This is a genomic window from Streptomyces sp. CWNU-52B, from assembly GCF_047444975.1.
Lineage (GTDB): Bacteria > Actinomycetota > Actinomycetes > Streptomycetales > Streptomycetaceae > Streptomyces.
The window spans coordinates 446,518-468,363 of sequence record NZ_JBLFJV010000006.1; the positions used below are offsets into that span (position 1 = coordinate 446,518).

Consider the following 21,846-nt stretch of genomic DNA (forward strand, 5'->3'; position numbering starts at 1 on the left):
CCGCTGAACCCGGGTGATCACACTCTTCCTCCGGGCCGATTGTGGGGCCGGTGTCAACGGACGGGGAGAGGTGCCGGGGAAAACCTTCGGGCAGAACTCGCTGCCCGTTCGGCCCGGTCCGGTCTGGTTAGGTCCGGTCTGGTTCGGTTCGGTCCTGTGCCGCGGGGGATCAGCGCTCCATCATGCGCATCCCGGACGCGTTGTGGGTGTCGCCGGCGGCCGGAGGGAGGGCGGTGAGCTGCGCGAGCTGCTCGTCGGTGAGGTGTACGGCGTCGGCGGCGGCGTTCTCCTCGACGCGGGACACGCGCTTGGTGCCGGGGATGGGCGCGATGTCGTCGCCCTGGGCCAGCAGCCAGGCGAGGGCGACCTGGGCCGGGGTCGCGTCGACCTGGGCGGCGACGGCGGCGACCTCGTCGGCCAGGCGGAGGTTGTGCTGGAAGTTCTCCTCGGTGAACCGGGGGTTCTTCGTACGGAAGTCGGTGGCGTCAAACTGGTCGGTCGAGCGGATCGTGCCGGTCAGGAAACCGCGTCCGAGTGGTGAGAAGGGGACGAAGCCGATGTTCAGCTCGCGCAGCACCGGCAGGACACGCGCCTCGGGGTCACGGGTGAACAGCGAGTACTCGGACTGGACGGCGGTGACCGGGTGGACGGCGTGGGCGCGGCGGATGGTGTCGGGCCCCGCCTCGGAGAGGCCGATGTACCGGATCTTGCCCTCGGCGACCAGCTCGGCCAGCGCGCCGACGGTGTCCTCGATCGGGGTGCCGGGGTCGACGCGGTGCTGGTAGTAGAGGTCGATGCGGTCGGTGTCCAGGCGCCTCAGGGAGCCCTCGACCGCGGCGCGGACGCTTGCCGGGCTGCTGTCGGTGCCGCCCTCGCGGCCGGCGTGGGAGATGAGCCCGAACTTGGTCGCCAGCACGACCTGGTCCCGGCGGCCCTTCAGGGCGCGGCCGACGAGTTCCTCGTTGGTGTACGGGCCGTAGACCTCGGCGGTGTCGACGAAGGTGACGCCCAGTTCCAGGGCGCGGTGGATGGTACGGACGGACTCGGCCTCGTCCGTTCCGGCGCCGGTGTAGCCGTGGGACATGCCCATCGCGCCCAGGCCGATACGGGATACGTCCAGGTCACGCAGGTCGATGTGCTTCACCGTTGCTTCTCTCCTTCGCTCTTCACCCGGTCGGACGGCGCTCGCGCCAGTGGTTCCCCGGCCGTCTTCTGTCGTCCTCTGCTCCGGCCGCCCAGATTATCCGGGGTGGTGCGCGGTGCGGACGTGACGAAACGAGGGGGAGCACGGGCGCGACGCCGTACCGGAGGGGTGAACGCGTTCTTGAGATGCCCTGGTGAGCCGACCGGGCTTGGCTAGGCCCGGTCGGTGTGCAGGAACTGCAGGTGGGCGGTGACGTCGTCGAGGGTGCGGCGGGTCGGTTGTCCCGAGAGGCCGGGCGTGCCTATGTCCAGGGAGCCCAGGAGCTGTTCGTCCGGGCGGGCGCCCAGCAGGAGCCGGCTGCCCGGACTCCGGCACAGCCGGCCCGTACGCCAGATGCTGCCGAAGCCGCGGGCGTGCAGGAGCAGCATCAGGCCGTAGGCGACGTTGCTCGCCGAGGCGAGCTGCTCCCACTCCGGCACCCGGTGTTCCGCGGCGGGCGAGAAGACGAGCACCGCCTTCAGGGGGGCTCGCAGGAACTTCTTCTCGACCAGATCCCGTTCCTCGGGCTCCGCCTCGGCGGCGAGGCAGGCGCCGACCCGCTCCAGATCGGCGCCCCTCAGCAGGACCCAGCGCCAGGGGCGCAGTCTGCCGTGGTCGGGGGCCGCGGCCGCTCCCTTCAACAGGTAGGCGAACTCCTGGTCCGAGGGGGCCGGATCGGAGAGCGAGTGGATGCTACGGCGCGTCAGGATGGCCGTCATGACGTCCAAGACAAGTACTCCTCAGCGCAGAGGGTGAACGGAGGCCGGGTCGGTGCAGCCCACGTGCAGCCGACGTAGGGGAGAACGCGGTTCGGAGGAGGGGCGCGTACGGGTGCGAGGGCGTACCGAGCGGTGACGCCGCCCTGGTGGATGGTGGAGCAGGCCCCCACGGGCTTCGGGCACCGCCCGCTCGTGCGGGCGACGGACCCGTCACAGGCTCTTGAGGAGCACCAACTCGCCCTTGCCGATGGGCAGCAGGACTCCGGAGAAGTCCTCCGACGCCTCGACCAGCCGGTTGAAGTCCGTCAACTGGTGCGCGTGGGAGACGGCGTTGTCGACCACGAGCAGACAGCCGTCCGCGAGGATCCGCCGCAGCGAGTCCCACCAGCCGACGTATTCCCCGCGGTTGCTGTCCAGGAAGACGAAGTCGTACTCGCCGGCGTCGCGTGAGCCGAGGAAGGGTCCCGCGTCGCCGGTGATCTGCCGGATCCGGGACCGGAGTCCGGCACGCCGGAAGTTCCGCTCGGCCATCCTCACCTTGTCGTCGGCCTGTTCGACGGTGGTGACCGAACCCTTCGGGCCCACGGCGTCGGCGAGCCACAAGGTCGAGTAGCCGTTGGACGTGCCGATCTCCAGAACGTTGCGTGCCTTGCAGGCCTGGACGAGCAGCGCGAGAAACGGGCCGGTGTCGGGCGTGATGTTCAGCATTTTGCGGCTGCGGTCGTCCGTGGACGAGTCGTTGGCCTCGCCGAATTCCTCCAGCTCGCGCAGTAATGCGGCGAGGCCGCGGTCCATGGTGTTTCCCCTCGTCGGCAAAAGGTCCGGTGTCACTTGGTCAGATTCTGGGCCGTGATGTAGAGGCCCAGGAGCACCAGCGCGGTACAGAGTACCGTGTGGAATTTCTCTTCGGGAATGCTGCGGCGGATCCTGTTTCCGATCGACATTCCCAGAAAGGCCGGGGCGAGGGACACCGCGGACATGGCGATGAGGTGCGCGTCCAGGAGGTCCTGAGTGCGCAGCGACCACGCCAGGGAAACCGTCGACAGCGTGAAGAGGATCCCCATGCTCTGAATCAGCTGATCCCGCAGCAGACCGATCGACTGAAGGTAGAAGACCCCCGGGACGGCCGACGATCCGGTCATTCCGGTGAGAAATCCGTTGATGGCCCCGAACAACGCGCCGACGGGGTGGTTCCACCATTTTCCGCTGATGTTCACCCGCAGTCGGAACAGGCCGAGAATTCCGTAGACGGCGAGCCCGGCGCCGAGCAGGGCGGACATCACGTCCGCCCTGAAGTAGCCCAGCGTCAGCGCGCCCGACAGCGTGAAAAGGGTGGCGGCCAGAAGGAAAGGCCACGTGAGACGGATGATTCTGCGACCGTGGCCGCCGCGCGCCGCCTGGAACACATTGGTCAGGAACGTCGGGATGATGATCAGAGCCTTGGCGGGCTCGATACCGATCGTTGCCGTGAGGATTCCGAGGACGACGGGCGGCAGCCCCAGGCCGGTCAGCCCCTTGAACAGCCCACCCACGAAGAACGTGAGGACGATCAGCGCGAAGGTGGTGAGCCGGAAGGAGAAGGGAGCGGCGTCGGTCACGGCCGGGCGGCGGCCCTCGGATGCTCCGCCGGGATACCGCGGTCCACGAAACAGCGCAGCGCCCGCACCACGTCGGCCTGTTCGTCCGTGGTCAGGACCTCCGGCTTCTCCGACGCGAAGTGGTCGGCGAGCTTGATGATCTCGGCCTTGCGGTCCTCGACGTACACGTCGGCGTCCGCCACGTGGGTCACCGTGCTGTCGGCGATCTTGCCCGCGAGTCCTTCGGCGGGCGGCACGAAGTTGATGTCGAACGTGCCTATCTGGAGGAGGACGTACCGCGAGGGCGTGCCGACGGGTGCTCCGTTGACGAACCGGTGCTTGTTCGTACGGGGCACCTGGAAGACCTCTCCGGGAAGGACGGTGAACACCTCACCGGCTTCGGGGAGTTCGATGGAGATCTGGCCCAGGGAGCAGTACACCATGTCCGACACTTCGTTGTGGAAGTGGTAGGGAACGGCTTCGTGGTCGAGGTTGAACACACTGACCCGTAGACCGTCCTGATAGTAGAACTCTTTCATTTCCATCGCTCAACTCCCTGTTTCGGTGATGGCCGGCCCCGAGCGGTCCGGGGCGGTGCTGCGGCGTGGCGGCTCGGCGGCGGTATCGGCCCAGTCGGCGGCCACCAGTTCGGCGGCCTTCACGAAGGCTCCGGCGTAGTTGTGTTCGTTCTGCCAGAACCTGACGGGAGAGCCGTACGACGACAGATGCGGCGACGGTCCGGAAACGCTCCCCACCCGCCTGGTCACCCGGTAATTTCCGTCCGGATCGAGGGCCAGTCCGCCGGTGACGTATCCGGATTCCTCGTGGCGCACGATCTCCCCCCGCCGCAGCAGGTTCCGCACCAGTGCCGAAGGGTGGCGTTCCAGGTCGAAATCCTGTGTCGTGGCGCGCACCGCGCAGTCGGCCCGCAGGCTGGCCCGCTCGCCGTCGCCGGTCTCGTACGCGATCACGAATCCGCCGTGTTCGTGCGCGCCGATCGCTGGTTCCGTGTACCCGTGTTTCACGGTGGTCAGGATTCCGGCGTCCATGAGCGCGATCAGTTTCTCCGCGTTCGCCGTCGGCATCGGCACCGCCGTCCGAATGAAGTGCGTATCGAAAAGGCGGTCGTACCGGGCTTTGTCGCCGGGTTCGAGTTCCCGGTAGAAGCCCATCCTGCGTGCCTTCAGGACGAGTGTGTAGAGGAGGTTTCCATGGCGTGAGTCATGGAGATCGCTCTCGAGTTTCTCCCTGGCCGACGAGTACCGGGGTCTTTCGACGTCGCGCCACCCCAGTGCCCCGTCGGTCGCTTCGCGCAGGTCCTTGTCCAGCAGCCGCAGGACGGGTTCGATCCGCAGCCGCCCCTGGTGCTCGCTCCGGATGCCGGCGACCGCTTCCGGGGTGAGATGGGACAGCTCACGGCGGGCGAGCGGGCCCCGGACGGGGGGAAAGAAGCCGGAGCGCGATCCGGCGACGATGTGCAGGGGCTCCGCTCCCCCTTCCCGCGGTGCCGGCCGGTAGGAGGCGACATGTCCGTCGGCCGTGTAGGTGAACTCGCCCTCGCCGCTCAGGGTCATGATGGCGTCGATGCCGCTCGGGCCCATCCCCTGGACGTAGACCCGTGGATGCGCGCCCGGTGTCCGCCGTGACCGGACACGCCCGGAGACGACGGACCGGAGCCTGTCCGGCGGATAGGGCGCCGGTACGTACCCCTCGTGCTCCGCGAGTACGTCCTTCCCCGTGGGCTGCCAGTGCCCGGTGCTCAGCAGTACCCGGTCGAGTCCGTCCAGGCTGAACTCGCGTCCGGTACCGAGGTCGCGGAGCGAGACGGAGAACCCGTCCTCGGTCGTCCGCCCGTCGAAGACCTCGTGCCCCACGTACTGCTGTACGTCGATCCCGTGGTCCCGGGCGATCTTGACGGCGTCCTGGAACCGGTGTTCCAGGTACAGGCCGAACAGGGCCCGTGGATAGAACTCGCCGTCCTCGGGCTTCCACGCTTCAGGATCGATCCCGGGGTGGGTCTCCAGGATGAGTTCCGGATGGTCGGCGACGAGCCACGGTTTGCTCTCGGTGAGCCAGTCGACGAAGTCGTTGCCATGGATTCCCATGGTGCCGGCCTCGTTGTTGCACCTGTGCCCGAGGTGGGCGTTGTCCTTGGCGTAGGGGTATCCGGGGCCGTTCACGATCCCCCGCTCCACGGTGGTGATCGTGCAGGACGAGCGGGAGGGCGGTGACGGGCAGCCTCGGACGGACAGTTCTCGGACCAGATGCCACAGCGCGCAGGTGCCGGCGAATCCGGTCCCGACGATGCAGTACCTGACAGTCCCTTCCGTGTTGGCTTTCAGCTCAGGACTCCAGACGGCTGAGGGCATGCCTGAGGCGTATGCCGGCTTGGCTCAGGATGGAGCTCGTGCGGCCGCAGTTGATCCGCACGAAGTGGTTGAACGCCTTGTCCTCCGCGAAGTGGTTGCCGCAGATCGTGGCGACCTTCGCCTCCTCCAGCAGGAACCGGTCCGCCGTGACGTAGCCGTGCTGCTGATAGGCGTGGGCGTAGCTCGACAGGTCGACGAAGAGGAAGTAGCCCCCCTGGGGAGAACCGACCCGTAGTGAGGGAACCGCCGCCAGCTCGCGCAGCATGGCCTGGAGGTTGTCCCGCGCGGTCTCGGCCCGCGCCGTCGCGACCTCGTCCATCTCCGGCTGGAGCGCGATGTGCGTCGCCACCTGGCCGTAGGTGGACGCGAACGACGTGAGGTTGACCTGTGCCCTGGCGGCGGCCTCGACGATGTCCGTCGGCCCGCACAGATAGCCGATCCGGTCCCCGTGCATGCCGTACGTCTTGCCGGGGCCGGTCACCGTCAGCGTCCACGGCCGCATGGGGACGGTACTTCCGTCGGGGAGCGGCGCCTCGATGGCGGCGAACGTCTTGGCGCGCTCGCCCAGGACGTGGGCCTCGTAGGGGCAGTCGAACAGGACGTGGACAGGGCTCTCGCCGTCGGCCTCGCGTCGCAGGTTGTGCCGGGCGACGACCTGGGCGAGCGCGGAGAGTTCCTCCGTCGAGTAGATCTTGCCCGTCGGGTTGATGCAGTCGCCGAGCACCACGATCTTGGTGCGGTCGGAGATCGCCTGTTCGAGGACCGGGGCCGTCAGCCCGTCCTCGGCCGTGACCAGGACCGTCTTCGGGACGGCCTCGTGCAGCAGCACCATGTCCGAGTAGTGCGGCCAGTTGGGCACCGGCACGACGACCTCGTCGCCCGGGTTCAGCAGGGCGTGGAACACCACGGAGATGGAGCCCTTCACGCCGCCGGGCGTCACCAGGATCTCGCTCTCCGGATCGTATGCGATCCCGTGCAGACGGCTCACGCGCGCCGCAATGGATTCCCGCAGGAAAGGAAATCCCTTGATGGGGGCGAACGCATGGATCACATCGGGTTTCGTCCGGATGAAATCGATGACGCCGAGGTCGATCCGCGGATCGGCGGGTGTGTCCAGAGCGCCGATGCTGAGGTCGATCACCTGGTCCTCCGCGGCGAGCCCGCTGTTCAGCGCTACGAGCTTGGCCGCGGTTCCGTGTGTCGCCGACTCTGGAATGTTGAGAACGGCGCTTGAGATTCCTCGGTTTTTCTGCACAGCCGTGTGAACTACCTCTCTGGAACTACGGAGTCAGTTGGTGACGGCCTTGTGCATCGCGTTCCACATCTGCAATTGGACGTCCAGGGTCTCCGTCGCGGCGGCGGCGATGGCCGCCACGTCCGCCTCGCTGTGGCAATTGTTCACCACGCACTGTTTGGCGTCCGCCGCGTGACGCTCCTCGACCCCCGCGTCGCCCACGTGGACATTGAAGTAGACCTCGACGTCGTGCACGAACTTGTCCTGCGGGATGGTCTTGTTGGTGTTGCGGAACGCCGTACGGCAGATCTTGAGCATCCGGTCGGCGTGGGACTCCAGGGCCATCGCGACGCCCAGCATGCTGTGGTAGTCGGTGACCAGCAGTTCCAGCGTGCGCCGGCGGTACTCCAAGGTCTCCGGGATGACGAGCGCGCTGTTCCGTGCCTCCTTGACCAGCATCGGAGCCACGCCGAACTCGGCCTGGCCGTGCAGGTTGTGCGTGTTCTCCATCAGTACCTCGTGGCAGTGCGCCGCGTTCCCGTCGCCGGTCTCCTCGTTGAGGATGTGCGAGAACAGGACCAGGGTGTCCATGTCGTCGTGGGCCGCGGCCTGGGCGCACACATGGGCGATGCCCTTCACGGTTCCCTCGGTGCGGTGGTAGAAGTTCGCCCGATGGAATGCGAAGGATTCACCGGTCCAGGGTGTTTCCTCAAGGAGTTTGAAGTACTCGTTCTCGTAGACCGGGTGCCTGTCCAGACCGTCGATGAGTGACGTGACCGAGTCGTGGATGGTGGTGCTGGGAAACGTTGTCATTCTGGTGTCCGCTCCTGTTTTTGGGCGCGATCGACTGATGTGAGGACTTTGCCGAACATGGGGCAGGGGTCGTACCGGATCAAGGCGGAGACGGGGCTGCGAGGAAGGTAATCACAGCCGTCCGCTTCATGATGAAACGAGATGGCTGGGATGTTCATTCTTCGGCTCGCGGAATTCTCCGCCGATCTCTCGACCATCGTGTCTGAACGCTCTTTGGCTCCACAGGGCGGAAACTGGCCATTGCCCGGGAAAAGCTCGGCTGAGCAAGCGCTCAGTGAGTTCCGCGGGCAGGTCGGGGCGGCTGGCCTGTGTGAACGGATGCGGCGACCATGTATCAACGAGGTAAATCAGGACAGTGGCCGCAGGGGAAATCAGGACAGCGGTCGGAGAGCGCATACGAAGCGGGGAACTCGGCCCGGTCGGGAAGGTGTCCTCGGTGAGGGCGGCCGCGCGGGGGCGGCACCGTGTCTCAGCTCGGGGTTTCGCCGTGGCGGCGGCCGGCGGTCCGGGCCGGTGCGGGCTCGAGGGGCCGAGCGGAACCCGGTCGTCCTGATCGCGCTCTTGTGGTCGATGTTCGGGCGGTCTTGCGGAAACCGGCACTCCGGAAACGCGAGGGGGAGCGCGGCCGGCACGACCTCGTGCCCTGCCTGCGTGCCTGAGTGCCTGCTTGCGGGCCCCGTCCGTGGGCCGAACCCGCGGGCTCTGCCTGCGGGTTCGGCCCACGGGTTCTCACGGGTTCGCCGAAGCCGAGGGCGGAGCAGGCTCCGCAGCGTGCGCCGCCAGGAGCTTCAGCTTCTCGGCGCTCTCGCTGCCCTCGTCCGCGTAATAGAGGACCAGGAGCACGTCCTCGACCGGGAGCTTGTCGCGGTTGAGCCGGAGCCGGCCCACCACCGGGTGATGCACCGTCGCCGTGCCGCCGTCGAGCGTACGGACGTCGTGGCGTGCCCACAGTTGCCGGAAGCGCGCGCTGGCCAGGGAGAGTTCGCCGACGAGTTCGACGAACCGGGGGTCGTCGACGTCCTGGTCCGTCGACTTTCGGAAAGCGGCGACAAAACCCGAGACCGCTGATTCCCAGTTCTCGTGGAACGCACGTTCCTCCGGATCGAGGAGGAGTGAGCGAAGCCGGTTCTCGCCCGGCCGCAGCCGAGGTGAGAACGCGACGGCGAGGGGATTGGAGGCCAGCACGTCGAACGCGCGCCCTTCGACGAAGGCGGGCACATCGATCGTCGCGAGCAGGTGCCGGAGCCGCTGCGGGACCGGCTCCGGCCGCCATTTCCGTACGGGGCGGGGGCGGGGCGCCGCCAGTCCCAGGAGGTGGTCCAACTCCACCTCGTCCAACTGGAGAACACGGGCGAGGGATTCCAGGACCTGCGGTGACGGATGTGTGTCCCGGCCGCGTTCGAGGCGTAGGTAGTAGTCGGCACTGATGCCGGCCAGGAGGGCCACCTCTTCGCGGCGCAGCCCCGGCACGCGCCGATTGGTTCCCGCGGGGATTCCCGCCTGTTCGGGGGTGACGAGTTCACGCCGGGCGCGCAGGTATTCACCGAGGAGTTTCTCATTCCCGTTTCCCGCCATTCGCACATGCTACAGCGGGACCGAGAGGGGGAGGGGGGTCCTGCTGGACCCCTGGTTCAAGGGGGTCCTTCCCGGGAGTGCGGAATGCGGTGAGGCTGGGATCCGTAAAGACCACCACGGCGCCGGCGCCGTTCCGTAAGGAGTCGTCATGGACCTCACCGCACGTACCGTATTCATCGCCGGAGGAACTTCCGGTATCGGTCTCGAACTCGGCAGGCGATTCGCGGCAGCGGGGTCCGCCGTGATCCTCGGTGGCCGGCGCGGCGACGTGCTCGCGGGCCTCGCGGGCGAGGGGTTCGGCGTCGTCGAGATCGACGTGACCGACGCCGGCGGTGTCCGGCGGGCGAGCGAGGAGGTGCTGGCCCGCTACCCGGGGCTCGACACGCTCGTGACCATGTCCGGTGTCATGCTCACCGAGGATCTGCGCGACCCCGGGCACTTCGAGGCCGCGGAGCGGACGGTCGACACCAACCTGCTCGGCACGATCCGGGTCATCGACGCCTTCACGGGGCATCTCGTGTCCCGCGGCGGCGGAGCGATCGTCACGGTCACGTCGGGCATCGCGTTCCTGCCCTTCCCCCTCATGGCGACCTACGCCGCCTCGAAGGCGGGCGTCCACGCGTATTCGGAGGCGCTTCGCGCCCAACTGGCCGGTACGGGTGTGGAGGTGACCGAGCTGGTGCCGCCGGCCGTCGCGACGACTCCCGAGATCGCGGAGGCCAATCCCCGCGCCCTGGGGCTGACCGAGTTCGCCGACGAGGTGATGGACCTCCTCGGCACGAACCCGACACCCCACGAGATCCTGGTCGAGCGGGTCCTCACCCACCGGTGGGCCGAACGGAACGGCACGTACGCGGAACTCGTCGCCCAGCGCTCCCAGCCCCTCGCGACGCTGCCCGGCCGGAGTTAGGGGCTTGGGGGTCAACCGGATTGCCGGTTCGCAGGTTACTGGGTGAGCGCCGCGACCATGGCCGCGCGGGCCTTCTTGACGGCGGACTCCACCTCCGAGGGATCCACTTCACGAATTCCGGTGGCGATCTTTGCGAAATCGGCGACGTTGCCGTGGCCTATTCCGATGTTGTGATGTGTCTTGTCCTGGTACACCTCGTCAACCTGCTCCTTCGTCTTGAAGTTGACGCCGGCCCCGACCCGGTGGCCCTCCTGGTTCACGACCGCAGATTTCGGATCTCCGATGACGCCCGCCTTCTGGTTGGGTGCTCCATAGGTCTTGAAGAACCTCCAGTAGGCGTCTGCCGGTATGGTGAATTCGAGGATCCGCTCGTTCTCCTGATCCGCCGAATTAGCGTTGTTGAAATTGGCGGTGTGAGTGAGCGAGGAGGTGAAGTACTTGTGGTAGGCGGGATCCTCGTTGTGTTTCATGGAGCTTTTTATTCCGGCTTCGGGCTTGGCCCCCAGGAATTTGGCGGCCTCCCTGGCGGCCATCTTGCGATACAGGCGTAGCGGTTCGCCGGACGGGGTTTTGATGGGCTGGGACTCGGAGCGGTACGAGCCCGCTTTTTCCACGGCAGGCTTCCAGTAATTTTTTTCCATACCCTCCCTGATTCTTGGAGTTCCGAGGAATTTAAGAACGTGTTCCTCCTGTGCGCCTGCGAAATCCCAGTAGTCATCCTTGAAGCTTTTATACCTTCCGCGCTCGTGTACGAATTCAGTGAACTTTTTGATCAAGCCCTTGGCGGCGGCCTCGTCGACCTTCAAGGCCGGCTGCCCCTCCGACGTGGAGTCGTCCTCGGCGCGCTGTACGGGCACGGGCGCGGGCCGGCCAGCGTCGTGCGCGTGTCGCGCGGGCGCCAGTGCGCGCTGCACGGCGGCGTTGCCCGCGGCGTGTTGCAGGGCCGCGACCGACGTCGGGGTCAGAAGTCGCCGGCCGCCGGGGACGGGTGGGGCCTGCTGGCGTCCGACTGCCGCCGGAGCGCGCCGAGTTGAGTCGGCCGACTCCACTTGCTTCCCGCGTGCCTGCATGATCTCTCTCTCACCCGTTCGGACCGAAGCTCTCCCAGGGAATTATGGTTGCCCGCCCGCGGACAGGGAACAGCGGGCAGGCACGGCCGGCGTTCGCGGGGCTCGGAGCGGGCTCGGTGCCGCGTGGTCCGGGTCCGGTCGGGGGTGGGTGGCACAGGTTCGGGACAGGTGTCGCACGGCTGTTTTGCGGCTGCTTTACAGGGGCTTTGCCGGGCCGTGCGGGGCCGCAAAGGGATAACCCTCGTATCTCCTGAGGGGACTGACATGTCTCGGTCAACGGTGCGACTCTTCCCCCAGCCACCGCGCAGGTTCCCCCACACCCCGCTCGTGGTCAGGGTCCCGCACCCCCTGCTCAGCTCGTCCCGGACAGCACATCCCGTCTGTCCGGGCTGTCACCGGCCGCCCACCCGCGGTCGTCGCAGTAGGAGTACGAGTGAGACGAATCCCCCGTCAGGCGGCCAGAGCCGGAGCCCTGGTGGCCTCCGCCGCGTTGCTGGCCGTCGGTGTACAGACCGTCCCGGCGGCCGCCCGGCCCGCCGCTCCCCACCCCAGCCCCCTGCGCACCGGGGGCCTGGAGGCCGAACTCACCCCGGCCCAGCACACCGCCCTCCTCAAGAGCGCGTCGGCGAAGACCGACGCGACCGCCGACCACCTGGGCCTGGGCGCCAAGGAGAAGCTGGTCGTCAAGGACGTCGTCAAGGACCAGGACGGCACCCTCCACACCCGCTACGAGCGCACCTACGCCGGCCTCCCGGTCCTCGGCGGCGACCTGGTCGTGCACACCCCGCCCGCCTCCGTGGCCACCGGCACCGTGAGCACCACCTTCGCGGGCAGGCGGACCGTCAAGGTCTCCTCCACCACCGCGACCTACCAGAAGTCGGCCGCCGAGACCAAGGCGCTCAAGGCCGCCGAGGCACTCGACGCGCAGGACCCCACCGCCGACAGCGCCCGCAAGGTGATCTGGGCCGGTGACGGCACCCCGAAGCTCGCCTGGGAGACCGTGGTCGGCGGCCTCCAGGACGACGGCACGCCCAGCCGCCTGCACGTGATCACCGACGCGGGCACCGGCGCGGAGCTCCACCGCTACCAGGACGTCAAGAACGGCACCGGCAACACCCAGTACAGCGGCACGGTCACGCTGAACACCACGCTGTCCGGCTCGACGTACCAGCTGTACGACACCACCCGCGGCGGCCACCGCACGTACTCGCTGAACAACGGCACGTCCGGCACCGGCACCCTGATGACCGACGCGGACGACGTGTGGGGCACGGGAGCCGGCTCCAACACCCAGACCGCCGGCGCGGACGCCGCCTACGGCGCCCAGACGACCTGGGACTTCTACAAGAACACCTTCGGCCGCAACGGCATCAAGAACGACGGCGTCGCCGCCTACTCCCGCGTCCACTACAGCACGGCGTACGTCAACGCCTTCTGGGACGACAGCTGCTTCTGCATGACGTACGGCGACGGCACCAGCAGCACGCACGCCCTCACCTCGCTCGACGTGGCCGGCCACGAGATGAGCCACGGCGTCACCTCCAACACCGCCGACCTCAACTACACCGGTGAGTCGGGCGGGTTGAACGAGGCGACCTCCGACATATTCGGCACCGGCGTCGAGTTCTACGCCGCCAACTCCACCGACGTGGGCGACTACCTCATCGGCGAGAAGATCAACATCAACGGCGACGGCACGCCGCTGCGGTACATGGACGAGCCCGACAAGGACGGCGGCTCCGCCGACAGCTGGTACTCCGGCATCGGCAACCTGGACGTCCACTACTCCTCGGGTCCGGCCAACCATATGTTCTACCTGCTCTCCGAGGGCAGCGGCACCAAGGTCATCAACGGTGTCACGTACAACAGCCCGACCTCCGACGGCGTCGCCGTCGCCGGCATCGGCCGCGCCGCCGCCCTGCAGATCTGGTACAAGGCGCTGACGACGTACATGACGTCGACGACGAACTACGCGGGCGCCCGCACCGCCGCCCTGAACGCCGCGACCTCCCTCTACGGCGCCAACTCGACCCAGTACGCGGGCGTCGCGAACGCCTTCGCCGGCATCAACGTGGGCAGCCACGTCACCCCGCCGACGGGCGGTGTCACCGTCACCAACCCGGGCAGCCAGTCCTCCACCGTCGGCACCGCGGTCAGCCTCCAGGTCTCGGCCAGCAGCTCCAACAGCGGCTCCCTGACCTACGCCGCCACCGGACTGCCCACCGGACTGTCGATCAGCGGTTCCACCGGCGCGATCACCGGGACCCCCACGGCCGCCGGCACCTACAGCACCACCGTCACCGTCACCGACAGCACCGGCGCGAGCGCCACCGCCTCCTTCACCTGGACCGTCAGCTCCTCCGGCGGCGGCACCTGCACCTCGGCCCAGCTGCTCGGCAACGCGGGCTTCGAGTCCGGCAACACCACCTGGACTGCCACGAGCGGCGTCATCACCAGCGACTCCGACCAGGCGGCCCACGGCGGTTCGTACAAGGCCTGGCTGGACGGCTACGGCACCACGCACACCGACACGCTCGCCCAGTCGGTGACCATCCCCAGCGGCTGCAGGGCCAGCTTCACCTTCTACCTGCACATCGACAGCGCGGAGACGACCACCTCCACCGCCTACGACAAGCTCACCGTCACCGCGGGCTCCACCACCCTGGCGACCTACTCGAACCTCAACAAGGCCACGGGGTACGTCCAGAAGACCTTCGACCTGTCCTCGTTCGCGGGTTCCACCGTCGCCCTCAAGTTCAGCGGCGTGGAGGACACCTCCCTGCAGACCAGCTTCGTCGTCGACGACACGGCCGTGACGACGACCAGCTGACCTCGTAAGTCCGTACGTCCTGGGCGGGGCGTCAGCCCTTGACCGCCCCGCCCAGCGCGAACCCCCCGCCGAGCTTCCGCGCCACCAGCACGTACAGCAGGATCACCGGCGTCGAGTAGATGATCGAGAACGCGGCCAGCTGGCCGTAGACCACCGTCCCGCGGTTCCCGAAGAAGTCGTTGATGCTCACCGACGCCGGCATCTGGTCCGGGGACAGCAGCAGCATGAACGGGACGAAGAAGTTGCCCCACATCTGCACGAACGAGAAGACGGTCACCACCGCGACGCCCGGTCCCATCAGCGGCAGCACGATACGCAGCAGCGACTGGAGGCTGGACGCGCCGTCCGTCCAGGCGGCCTCCTCCAGCTCCTTCGGCACCCCGTCCATGAAGTTCTTCATCAGCCAGATGGCGAACGGCAGTTGGGACGCGGTGAAGAAGAAGATCGTGCCCCGCACCGTGTCGATCAGGTTCACCTGGACGAACAACGCGTACACCGGCACCATGACCGCCGTGATCGGCAGACTCGTCGCGAAGATGATCGTGAGGAGGAACGGGCGGTTCAGCCGGGACCGGAAACGGGAGAGCGGGTACGCCGCGAGCGCCGCGCACACCACCGTCAGCAGTGTCGCCCCACCGCACAGGATCAGGCTGTTGAGCATCGGCGTGAAGGTGATGTCCGGCTTCAGGACCGCGTCGAAGTTGTCGAGCGTGGCACCCTCGGGCAGTTTCACCTTCAGGTCGGCGTGCGGGTCCAGGGCGGACAGGACCACCCAGGCCAGCGGGAGCGCAAAGGCGGCCGCGACGAACAGGAGGCCCGCGTCGGCGGCGTGACGGCGGTTGGCGCTCCGGGTGTTGAGCGGCGTACGGGTCGTCCGCGTGGCCATCTCAGACCTCCGTCCGCAGCAGGCGCATGTAGACCAGCGAGAAGAGGGAGCCGACCACCAGCAGCAGCAGGGCGACGGCGGTCCCGTAGCCGATCATGCTCTTCTGGAAGGCCTGCTCGTACATGAAGAGCGGGAGGGTCTGGCTGCGGTCTCCCGGGCCACCCCTCGTCATCACCCAGATCAGCCCGAAGACCGAGAGGGTCTGGAGGGTGCAGAGCATCAGGTTCGTACCGATGGAACGGCGGATCATCGGCAGCGTGATGTGCCACAGGCGATGCCGTCCGCTCGCGCCGTCGACCTCCGCCGCCTCGGTGATCTCCTTCGGGATCTCGTTCAGGGCGGCCGAGTAGACCAGCATCGAGAAGGCCGTACCGCGCCACACGTTCGCGAACGACACCGCCAGGATCGGCAGCGTGAACAGCCAGTTCTGGGACGGCAGACGGAGCCAGTCGAGGATGGCGTTCAGCGTGCCCTCGCGGCGGAAGAAGGCATAGAGGAGAAAGCCCGCCACGACCTCCGGGAGCACCCAGGCCGTGACGACGATCCCGCCGGTGAGCGTACGGACCGGCTTCGACGCGCGCTGCATCAGCATGGCCAGGGCCAGCCCCAGCGTGTTCTGCCCGATCAGCGAACTCAGGACCGTGAAGACGAGCGTCAGCCATACGGCGTTGAGGAACGCGTCGTCCTTGAAGGCGGTGACGAAGTTGTCGAAGCCGACGAAGGACGACTCGGCCTGGCCGGTGAGCTGGAGATCGGTGAAGGCGAGGTAGGCGCAGTACGCGATCGGCCCCGCGAGGAACAGGAGCAGGAGGACGAGGGCGGGGGAGACGGGCAGGGCCCGGGTGAGGGTACGGAGCAGAGGCGGGCGGTACGGAAGAGGAGCGCGGCCGCCGCTCACTTCCTGATGACCTGGTTGTCCGTGACCGACTTCAGTTCCTCGTCGTAGTCCTTCGCCGCCTGCTCGACCGACCTGTCACCCGTCGTCACGCCCTCCATGGCCTCCTGGACCGCCGTGGAGACCTTCGGGTACGCGGGGTACGCCGGGCGGTAGTGCGTGTGCGTCACCAGATCGGTGAAGAACTTGATGCCGGGCTGCGCCTTCACGTACGCCGGGTCCTCGGCCACGTCGGTCCGCACCGAGATACCGGAGTTGGCGATGTACCACTTCTGCGCGTTCGCCTTGGTCTGCATCGTCTTGACGAACTCGAAGGCCAGGTCGGGGTTGGCGGCCTTGCTCGGGATCGACCAGGTCCAGCCGCCCGACATGCTCACCTTCTCGGGCGACTGCCCGTTCTGCGTCGGCATGTAGGCCAGGCCCAGCTTCCGGGACCACTCGGGCCACTCGTGGCCGGCGCCCTTCTGCCAGTCCTGCGGGAGCCAGGAGCCGTCCAGGTCGATGCCGATCTTGCCCTCGGGGAGGCGTTCACCGCGGACCGTGGTCCCCCAGTTGGGGTCGAGGGCGTCCGAGACGTCCGGGCCGAGCTTCTCCTTGAAGACGGTCTCGACGAACTGGAGCGAGTCCTTGAACCCCTGGCTCCCCGTGATCCACTTCTTGGTCGCCGGGTCGTACATGGGGCTCTCGGTGGCCCCGGTGGACGTCCCGTACAGGAGCATCTCGAAGCCCTGCATGGTGGCCGCCTCACCGGCGGGCTTGCCGGTGTACACGTTCATCGGGGTGACGCCGGGGACCTTCTCCTTGATCGTGCGGGCCGCGTCGAGGACGTCGTCCCAGGTCCTCGGCTGCCAGTCGGCGGGCAGCCCCGCCTTCGCGAAGATGCCCTTGTCGAACCAGAGGCCCCGGGTGTCCGTGCCGTCCGGGACGCCGTACGTCTTCCCGTCCTCGCCCTGCGCCGCCGACTTGGCCGTGTCGATGAACTGGCCCCAGTCCTCCCACTTGTCGAGGTACGGGTCCAGGGGCTTGAGGTAGCCGCTCGTGATGTCGGAGTTGATGAGGAAGGTGTCCTCGTAGACCAGGTCGGGTGCCGTCTTGGGGGAGCGGAGCATCTGCTGGAGCTTCGTGTAGTACTCCGAGTCCGGCGCCTTGATCGGGACCAGCTTCACCTTCTTGTCCGGATGGGCCTTCTCGAACTGCTCCTTGATGTCCGCGAGGTAGGTGTCCATCACACGGATCGAGCTGTCCGTCGACTGTTTGTAGGAGATCTCCACGGTGTCCGGATCACTGCCGGAATCGGTGCCGCAGGCGCTGAGCGCGGTGGCGGCGAGCGCGGTCGCGAGAAGAAGGGGAGCGGCGGTGGGACGCACGGGGGACGACCTCCTGCTGGCCGACATCTTTGTGGCCGTGTTCGGTTGACCGAACGTAAGAGCAGTGGTCGGGTCGGGTCAATGACCTTGCGCAGGCGAGCAGTCACAGTCCGGTCTCATTGGGGGCCACCGTGCTCGGTCGCGGCCCGTCGAGGCCCCGTAACGCCGTGTAGTGGCGTATATGACCGGATCGTTCGACTCCGGGGCTGCGGAGTCCCGTCCCTGTCGCTTTCCTTGTTTTCCTTCCCTATCCCTTGACCCACCGGTACTGCAGTTCCGGTCGGCCCACCTGTCCGTACTGCGGGCTCCGGCCCGCGCGTCCGGCGTCCACCAGGTGCTCCAGATACCGCCGGGCCGTGATCCGCGAGATGCCGACGGCCTCCGCCACCCCCGTCGCGGTCAGCCCCTCCGCACTGTCGCGCAGCGCCCGGGTCACCTTCTCCAGGGTGGGCGAACTGAGCCCTTTCGGCAGGGCGGCCGGGCCGGGCGCGCGGAGCGTGGCGAGGGCGCGGTCGACCTCGTCCTGGCCGCTGGCCTCACCGGCCGCGGCGTGGAACTCGGCGTAGCGGACGAGCCGGTCCCGCAGCGTGGCGAAGGTGAAGGGCTTCAGTACGTACTGCACGACCCCCAGCGACACCCCTTCCCGGACGACCGCGAGGTCGCGCGCGGACGTCACCGCGATGACGTCGGCGTGATAGCCGGCCCCGCGCAGCGAACGGGCGAGCTGGAGACCGTGGACGTCCGGCAGATGCAGATCGAGGAGCAGGAGGTCGACGGGTGTGCGGTCCAGTGCCCGTCTGGCCTCCGCACCCGTGTGCGCCTTGCCGACGGCGGTGAACCCGGGCACCCGTCCCACGTACAGGACATGGGCGTCCGCGGCGACGGGGTCGTCCTCGACGACCAGGACGCGGATGTCCTCGGACGGTGAAGGCGTGCTCATACGGTGCCTCCGTGCGGGGTCGGCTCGGGATCGCGCGGGGCCCCGGACCCTGACGGGGGGCGGACGAGAGACGCGGAACCGGTCGCCGAACCGGTGGCGGACCCGGTGGAGGGCTCGGCGTGGACCTTAGCCCCTTCTTCCTGGGACCGTGCCACGGGCGGCAGCGGCAGCCGGACCTCGAAGGACGCGCCGCCGCCGGGCGCCGTCGTCACGGTCAGGGTCCCGTCGTGCCGGGACACCACCTGCCGTACGAGGGCCAGGCCGAGCCCGCGCCCGCCGGGCCCCGCCGGCTTCGTGGACCAGCCGCGCTCGAAGACCTCCTCCGAGTGGGCCGGGTCCACCCCCGCCCCGGTGTCGATGACCCGCAGGACGAGGCCGTGCTCGTCCGCCAGCGCGGTGACGGTGACCCGGGCGCCCACCGAGCCCTGCGCCGCGTCGACGGCGTTGTCGATGAGGTTGCCCAGGACCGTCACCAGGTCGCGGGCGGTGAGGGACTCCGGGAGCAGACCGTCGTCGATGCTGCTGTCCTCGGAGACCACCAGCTCCACGCCGCGCTCGTTCGCCTGGGCCGTCTTGCCGAGGAGCAGGGCGGCGAGGACCGGCTCGCTGACCGCCGCGACGACCTGGTCGGTGAGGGCCTGGGCCAGCTCCAGCTCGGCCGTGGCGAAGTCGACGGCCTCCTGGGCGCGGCCCAGCTCGATCAGCGAGACCACCGTGTGGAGCCGGTTCGCCGCCTCGTGGGCCTGTGAGCGCAGCGCCGTGGTGAAGCCGCGCTCGGAGTCCAGCTCGCCCATCAGGGACTGGAGTTCGGTGACGTCGCGCAGGGTCACGACGGTGCCGCGGCGCTCACCGCCCGACACGGGGGAGGTGTTCATGACGAGCACCCGCGACGCGGTGAGGTACACCTCGTCGACCCGCGGCTCCCTCGACAGCAGAGCCCCGGTCAGCGGGGACGGCAGATCGAGGTCCGTCACCGAGCGGCCCACCACGTCGCCGCCCACCCCGAGCAGCTCGCGCCCGCCGTCGTTGATCAGCGCCACCTGGAACTGTCCGTCCAGCATCAGCAGCCCCTCGCGCACCGCGTGCAGTGTGGCCTCGTGGTAGTCGTGCATCCGGCTGAGCTCGGCCGCGTTCATCCCGTGGGTGGAGCGGCGCAGCCGGGCGTTGATGACGTACGTACCGACGGCGCCCAGGGCCAGCGCGGCGGCGGCGACGCCGAAGAGCGCCTTGACCTGACCCTCCACCCGTTGGCTGATTTCATCGACCTTGATTCCCGCGCTGACGAGGCCGACGATCCGGCCGTCGTCGCGTATCGGGGTGACGGCACGCACGGACTCACCGAGGGTGCCGGTGTACTTCTCGGTGAAGGTCCTGCCGAGCAGTGCCTGTTCCGTGTGTCCGAGGAAGGTCTTGCCGATCAGCTTCTCGTTGGGGTGGGTCCAGCGGATGCCCTCCGGGTCCATGATCGTGACGAAGTCGACCTGTGCGCCGTGCACCACCGCCAGCGCGTAGGGCTGGAGTGTCCTCGTCGGGTCAGGGGTGCGGATGGCCTCCCGTACGGAGGGGGAGTCCGCGACGGAACGGGCCACGCCCACGGCCTGGCGGGCCGCCGCGTCCTCGGCCTGGCTGCGGTGGCTGACGTACGTGAAGAGCGCGCAGCCCGCGACCACGACCGCGACGAGCACGGCCTGCATGGCGAAGAGCTGGCCGGCCAGGCTGCGGGGCCGGGGGGCTCGGGGGAGGCGCATGAGAACAGTCTGCCTGGCTTGAAATGTGTGAACGTAATGAACGGAAGGGTGACCGCCCTCACACCCTGGGAGATAGTCACCGACAACCCCCGGACGTGAGCCGCACGCCGGATGATGCCGACGACGTCGTCAAGGAGGGCAGCCGTGACCAGCACACCCGATACGGCACCTGCCGCTCCCGCCGCAAAGCGGGACCGCACGCACTATCTCTACATCGCGGTGATCATCGCCGTGGCCGCAGGTATCGCCGTGGGGCTGATCGCCCCCGACTTCGCCGTCGAGCTGAAGTCGATCGGTACCGGCTTCGTGAACCTGATCAAGATGATGATCTCGCCGATCATCTTCTGCACGATCGTGCTGGGCATCGGCTCGGTACGCAAGGCCGCCAAGGTCGGCGCGGTGGGCGGCATCGCGCTCGGCTACTTCGTGATCATGTCGTTCGTCGCGCTGGCGATCGGCCTGGTCGTCGGCAACATCCTGGAGCCCGGCTCGGGTCTCGCGATCACCGACGCGATCAAGGAAACCGGTCAGGGACAGGTCGTCGAGGCGAAGAACACCGAGGAGTTCCTGCTCGGGATCATCCCGACGACGATCGTCTCCGCGTTCACCGGCGGCGAGGTCCTGCAGACCCTGCTCGTCGCGCTGCTCACCGGGTTCGCGCTGCAGGCCATGGGCTCCGCCGGGCAGCCGGTGCTGCGGGGCATCGAGCACATCCAGCGCCTTGTCTTCCGCATCCTCGCGATGGTGATGTGGGCGGCGCCCATCGGTGCGTTCGGTGCGATCGCGGCGGTGACCGGCTCGGCCGGTGTGGACGCGCTCAAGAGCCTCGCGGTGCTGATGCTCGGCTTCTACGTGACGTGTTTCCTCTTCGTCTTCATCGTGCTCGGCGCGATGCTGCGGATCGTCGCGGGCCTGAACATCTTCCTGCTGCTCAAGTACCTGGGCCGGGAGTTCCTGCTCATCCTCTCCACCTCCTCGTCGGAGTCCGCGCTGCCGCGGCTCATCGCGAAGATGGAGCACCTGGGTGTCAGCAAGCCGGTGGTCGGCATCACGGTTCCGACCGGCTACTCCTTCAACCTCGACGGCACCATGATCTACATGACCATGGCGTCGCTGTTCATCGCCGACGCGATGGGTACGCCGATGTCGATCGGCGAGCAGATTCCGCTGCTCCTGTTCCTGCTGGTCGCCTCCAAGGGCGCGGCGGGGGTCACCGGGGCGGGTCTGGCCACCCTGGCGGGCGGCCTCCAGTCCCACAAGCCCGAGCTGGTGGACGGGATCGGCCTGATCGTGGGCATCGACCGCTTCATGAGCGAGGCGCGCGCGCTGACGAACTTCGCGGGGAACGCGGTGGCGACGGTGCTGATCGGTACGTGGACGAAGGAGATCGACCGGCCTCGGGTGGATGAGGTGCTGGCGGGGCGGTTGCCGTTCGACGAGACGACGCTGCTTGATGACGGGCACGGGGGGCGGGGTCCGGCGGACGGCTCGGCGGACGGCTCCGCGGATGGCTCCGCGGATGTGCCGGAGCAGCCGGGAGACAAGTCGCTGACGAAGGCGTAGCGGGCCGGGTTGTTCGTCTGCGGGTGGGTGGGGGCTGGTCGCGCAGTTCCCCGCGCCCCCCTGCGGGGCTTGGGCCGTTGTTTGTCTGCGGGTGCATCGTGGCTGGTCGCGCAGTTCCCCGCGCCCCTAGGTGGGTGGGGGTGGAGGCTGGTGGTCGGGTGCGGGTG

At 68.1% G+C, this 21,846-nt stretch carries 18 protein-coding genes; 3 read left to right on the forward strand and 15 right to left on the reverse strand.

The window, feature by feature from the left end:
* Positions 1-169 precede the first annotated feature (169 nt).
* The 9 genes from ACLVWQ_RS09415 to ACLVWQ_RS09455 all read right to left on the reverse strand — a co-directional run bounded on the left by ACLVWQ_RS09415 (position 170) and on the right by ACLVWQ_RS09455 (position 9,470).
* A complete protein-coding gene (locus ACLVWQ_RS09415; protein ID WP_414107785.1) occupies positions 170-1,144 on the reverse strand; it encodes an aldo/keto reductase in 975 nt (324 codons plus the stop codon).
* Between the two features lie 212 nt (positions 1,145-1,356).
* A complete protein-coding gene (locus tag ACLVWQ_RS09420; protein WP_414107838.1) occupies positions 1,357-1,902 on the reverse strand; it encodes a nitroreductase in 546 nt (181 codons plus the stop codon).
* A gap of 210 nt (positions 1,903-2,112) precedes the next feature.
* Positions 2,113-2,697, reverse strand: coding sequence for an O-methyltransferase (locus tag ACLVWQ_RS09425; RefSeq protein WP_414107786.1), 585 nt, complete (start codon positions 2,695-2,697; stop codon positions 2,113-2,115).
* Positions 2,698-2,729: 32 nt separating this feature from the next.
* Positions 2,730-3,500, reverse strand: coding sequence for a sulfite exporter TauE/SafE family protein (locus ACLVWQ_RS09430; RefSeq protein ID WP_414107788.1), 771 nt, complete (start codon positions 3,498-3,500; stop codon positions 2,730-2,732).
* Positions 3,497-4,024, reverse strand: a complete 528-nt coding sequence (locus ACLVWQ_RS09435; RefSeq protein ID WP_414107789.1) for a cupin domain-containing protein — start codon at positions 4,022-4,024, stop codon at positions 3,497-3,499. The genes ACLVWQ_RS09430 and ACLVWQ_RS09435 overlap by 4 nt, the downstream gene beginning before the upstream one ends.
* Before the next feature lie 3 nt (positions 4,025-4,027).
* Positions 4,028-5,848, reverse strand: a complete 1,821-nt coding sequence (locus ACLVWQ_RS09440) for an FAD/NAD(P)-binding protein (protein ID WP_414107790.1) — start codon at positions 5,846-5,848, stop codon at positions 4,028-4,030.
* The gene (locus tag ACLVWQ_RS09445; RefSeq protein WP_414107791.1) at positions 5,823-6,989 is read right to left on the reverse strand and encodes a pyridoxal phosphate-dependent aminotransferase; all 1,167 of its coding nucleotides are present in this window, start codon (positions 6,987-6,989) and stop codon (positions 5,823-5,825) included. Before ACLVWQ_RS09445 ends, ACLVWQ_RS09440 begins: the two co-directional genes overlap by 26 nt.
* A gap of 147 nt (positions 6,990-7,136) precedes the next feature.
* Positions 7,137-7,895: an iron-containing redox enzyme family protein gene (locus ACLVWQ_RS09450; RefSeq protein WP_414107792.1), complete on the reverse strand. Its 759-nt coding sequence runs from the start codon at positions 7,893-7,895 to the stop codon at positions 7,137-7,139.
* A 729-nt stretch (positions 7,896-8,624) separates the two neighbouring features.
* The gene (locus ACLVWQ_RS09455; RefSeq protein WP_414107793.1) at positions 8,625-9,470 is read right to left on the reverse strand and encodes a helix-turn-helix transcriptional regulator; all 846 of its coding nucleotides are present in this window, start codon (positions 9,468-9,470) and stop codon (positions 8,625-8,627) included.
* A gap of 148 nt (positions 9,471-9,618) precedes the next feature.
* Here ACLVWQ_RS09455 and ACLVWQ_RS09460 point away from each other — a divergent pair, with 148 nt between their 5' ends.
* Complete coding sequence (locus tag ACLVWQ_RS09460) at positions 9,619-10,380, forward strand: SDR family oxidoreductase (protein WP_414107794.1); 762 nt, start codon at positions 9,619-9,621, stop codon at positions 10,378-10,380.
* Positions 10,381-10,415: 35 nt separating this feature from the next.
* Here the strand turns inward: ACLVWQ_RS09460 and ACLVWQ_RS09465 are convergent, their stop codons facing one another.
* Positions 10,416-11,186, reverse strand: coding sequence for a hypothetical protein (locus tag ACLVWQ_RS09465; RefSeq protein WP_414107795.1), 771 nt, complete (start codon positions 11,184-11,186; stop codon positions 10,416-10,418).
* A gap of 697 nt (positions 11,187-11,883) precedes the next feature.
* On the opposite strand from ACLVWQ_RS09465, the gene ACLVWQ_RS09470 reads away from it, so the two are divergent.
* Positions 11,884-14,280, forward strand: a complete 2,397-nt coding sequence (locus ACLVWQ_RS09470; RefSeq protein ID WP_414107796.1) for a M4 family metallopeptidase — start codon at positions 11,884-11,886, stop codon at positions 14,278-14,280.
* 31 nt (positions 14,281-14,311) lie between these two features.
* Here ACLVWQ_RS09470 and ACLVWQ_RS09475 read toward each other — a convergent pair whose 3' ends face one another.
* From ACLVWQ_RS09475 to ACLVWQ_RS09495, 5 genes are all read right to left on the reverse strand, one after another.
* Entirely contained in the window at positions 14,312-15,166 is an 855-nt protein-coding gene (locus ACLVWQ_RS09475) for a carbohydrate ABC transporter permease (protein ID WP_414107798.1), read from the reverse strand.
* A gap of 1 nt (position 15,167) precedes the next feature.
* Positions 15,168-16,064: a carbohydrate ABC transporter permease gene (locus tag ACLVWQ_RS09480; protein WP_414107799.1), complete on the reverse strand. Its 897-nt coding sequence runs from the start codon at positions 16,062-16,064 to the stop codon at positions 15,168-15,170.
* On the reverse strand, positions 16,061-17,455 hold the full coding sequence (locus ACLVWQ_RS09485; protein ID WP_414107800.1) for an extracellular solute-binding protein: 1,395 nt from the start codon (positions 17,453-17,455) through the stop codon (positions 16,061-16,063). Before ACLVWQ_RS09485 ends, ACLVWQ_RS09480 begins: the two co-directional genes overlap by 4 nt.
* 220 nt (positions 17,456-17,675) lie before the next feature.
* A complete protein-coding gene (locus ACLVWQ_RS09490; RefSeq protein ID WP_414107802.1) occupies positions 17,676-18,368 on the reverse strand; it encodes a response regulator in 693 nt (230 codons plus the stop codon).
* A complete protein-coding gene (locus ACLVWQ_RS09495) occupies positions 18,365-20,116 on the reverse strand; it encodes an ATP-binding protein (protein WP_414107803.1) in 1,752 nt (583 codons plus the stop codon). Before ACLVWQ_RS09495 ends, ACLVWQ_RS09490 begins: the two co-directional genes overlap by 4 nt.
* Before the next feature lie 144 nt (positions 20,117-20,260).
* On the opposite strand from ACLVWQ_RS09495, the gene ACLVWQ_RS09500 reads away from it, so the two are divergent.
* Entirely contained in the window at positions 20,261-21,679 is a 1,419-nt protein-coding gene (locus ACLVWQ_RS09500) for a cation:dicarboxylate symporter family transporter (RefSeq protein WP_414107805.1), read from the forward strand.
* Positions 21,680-21,846 lie beyond the last annotated feature (167 nt).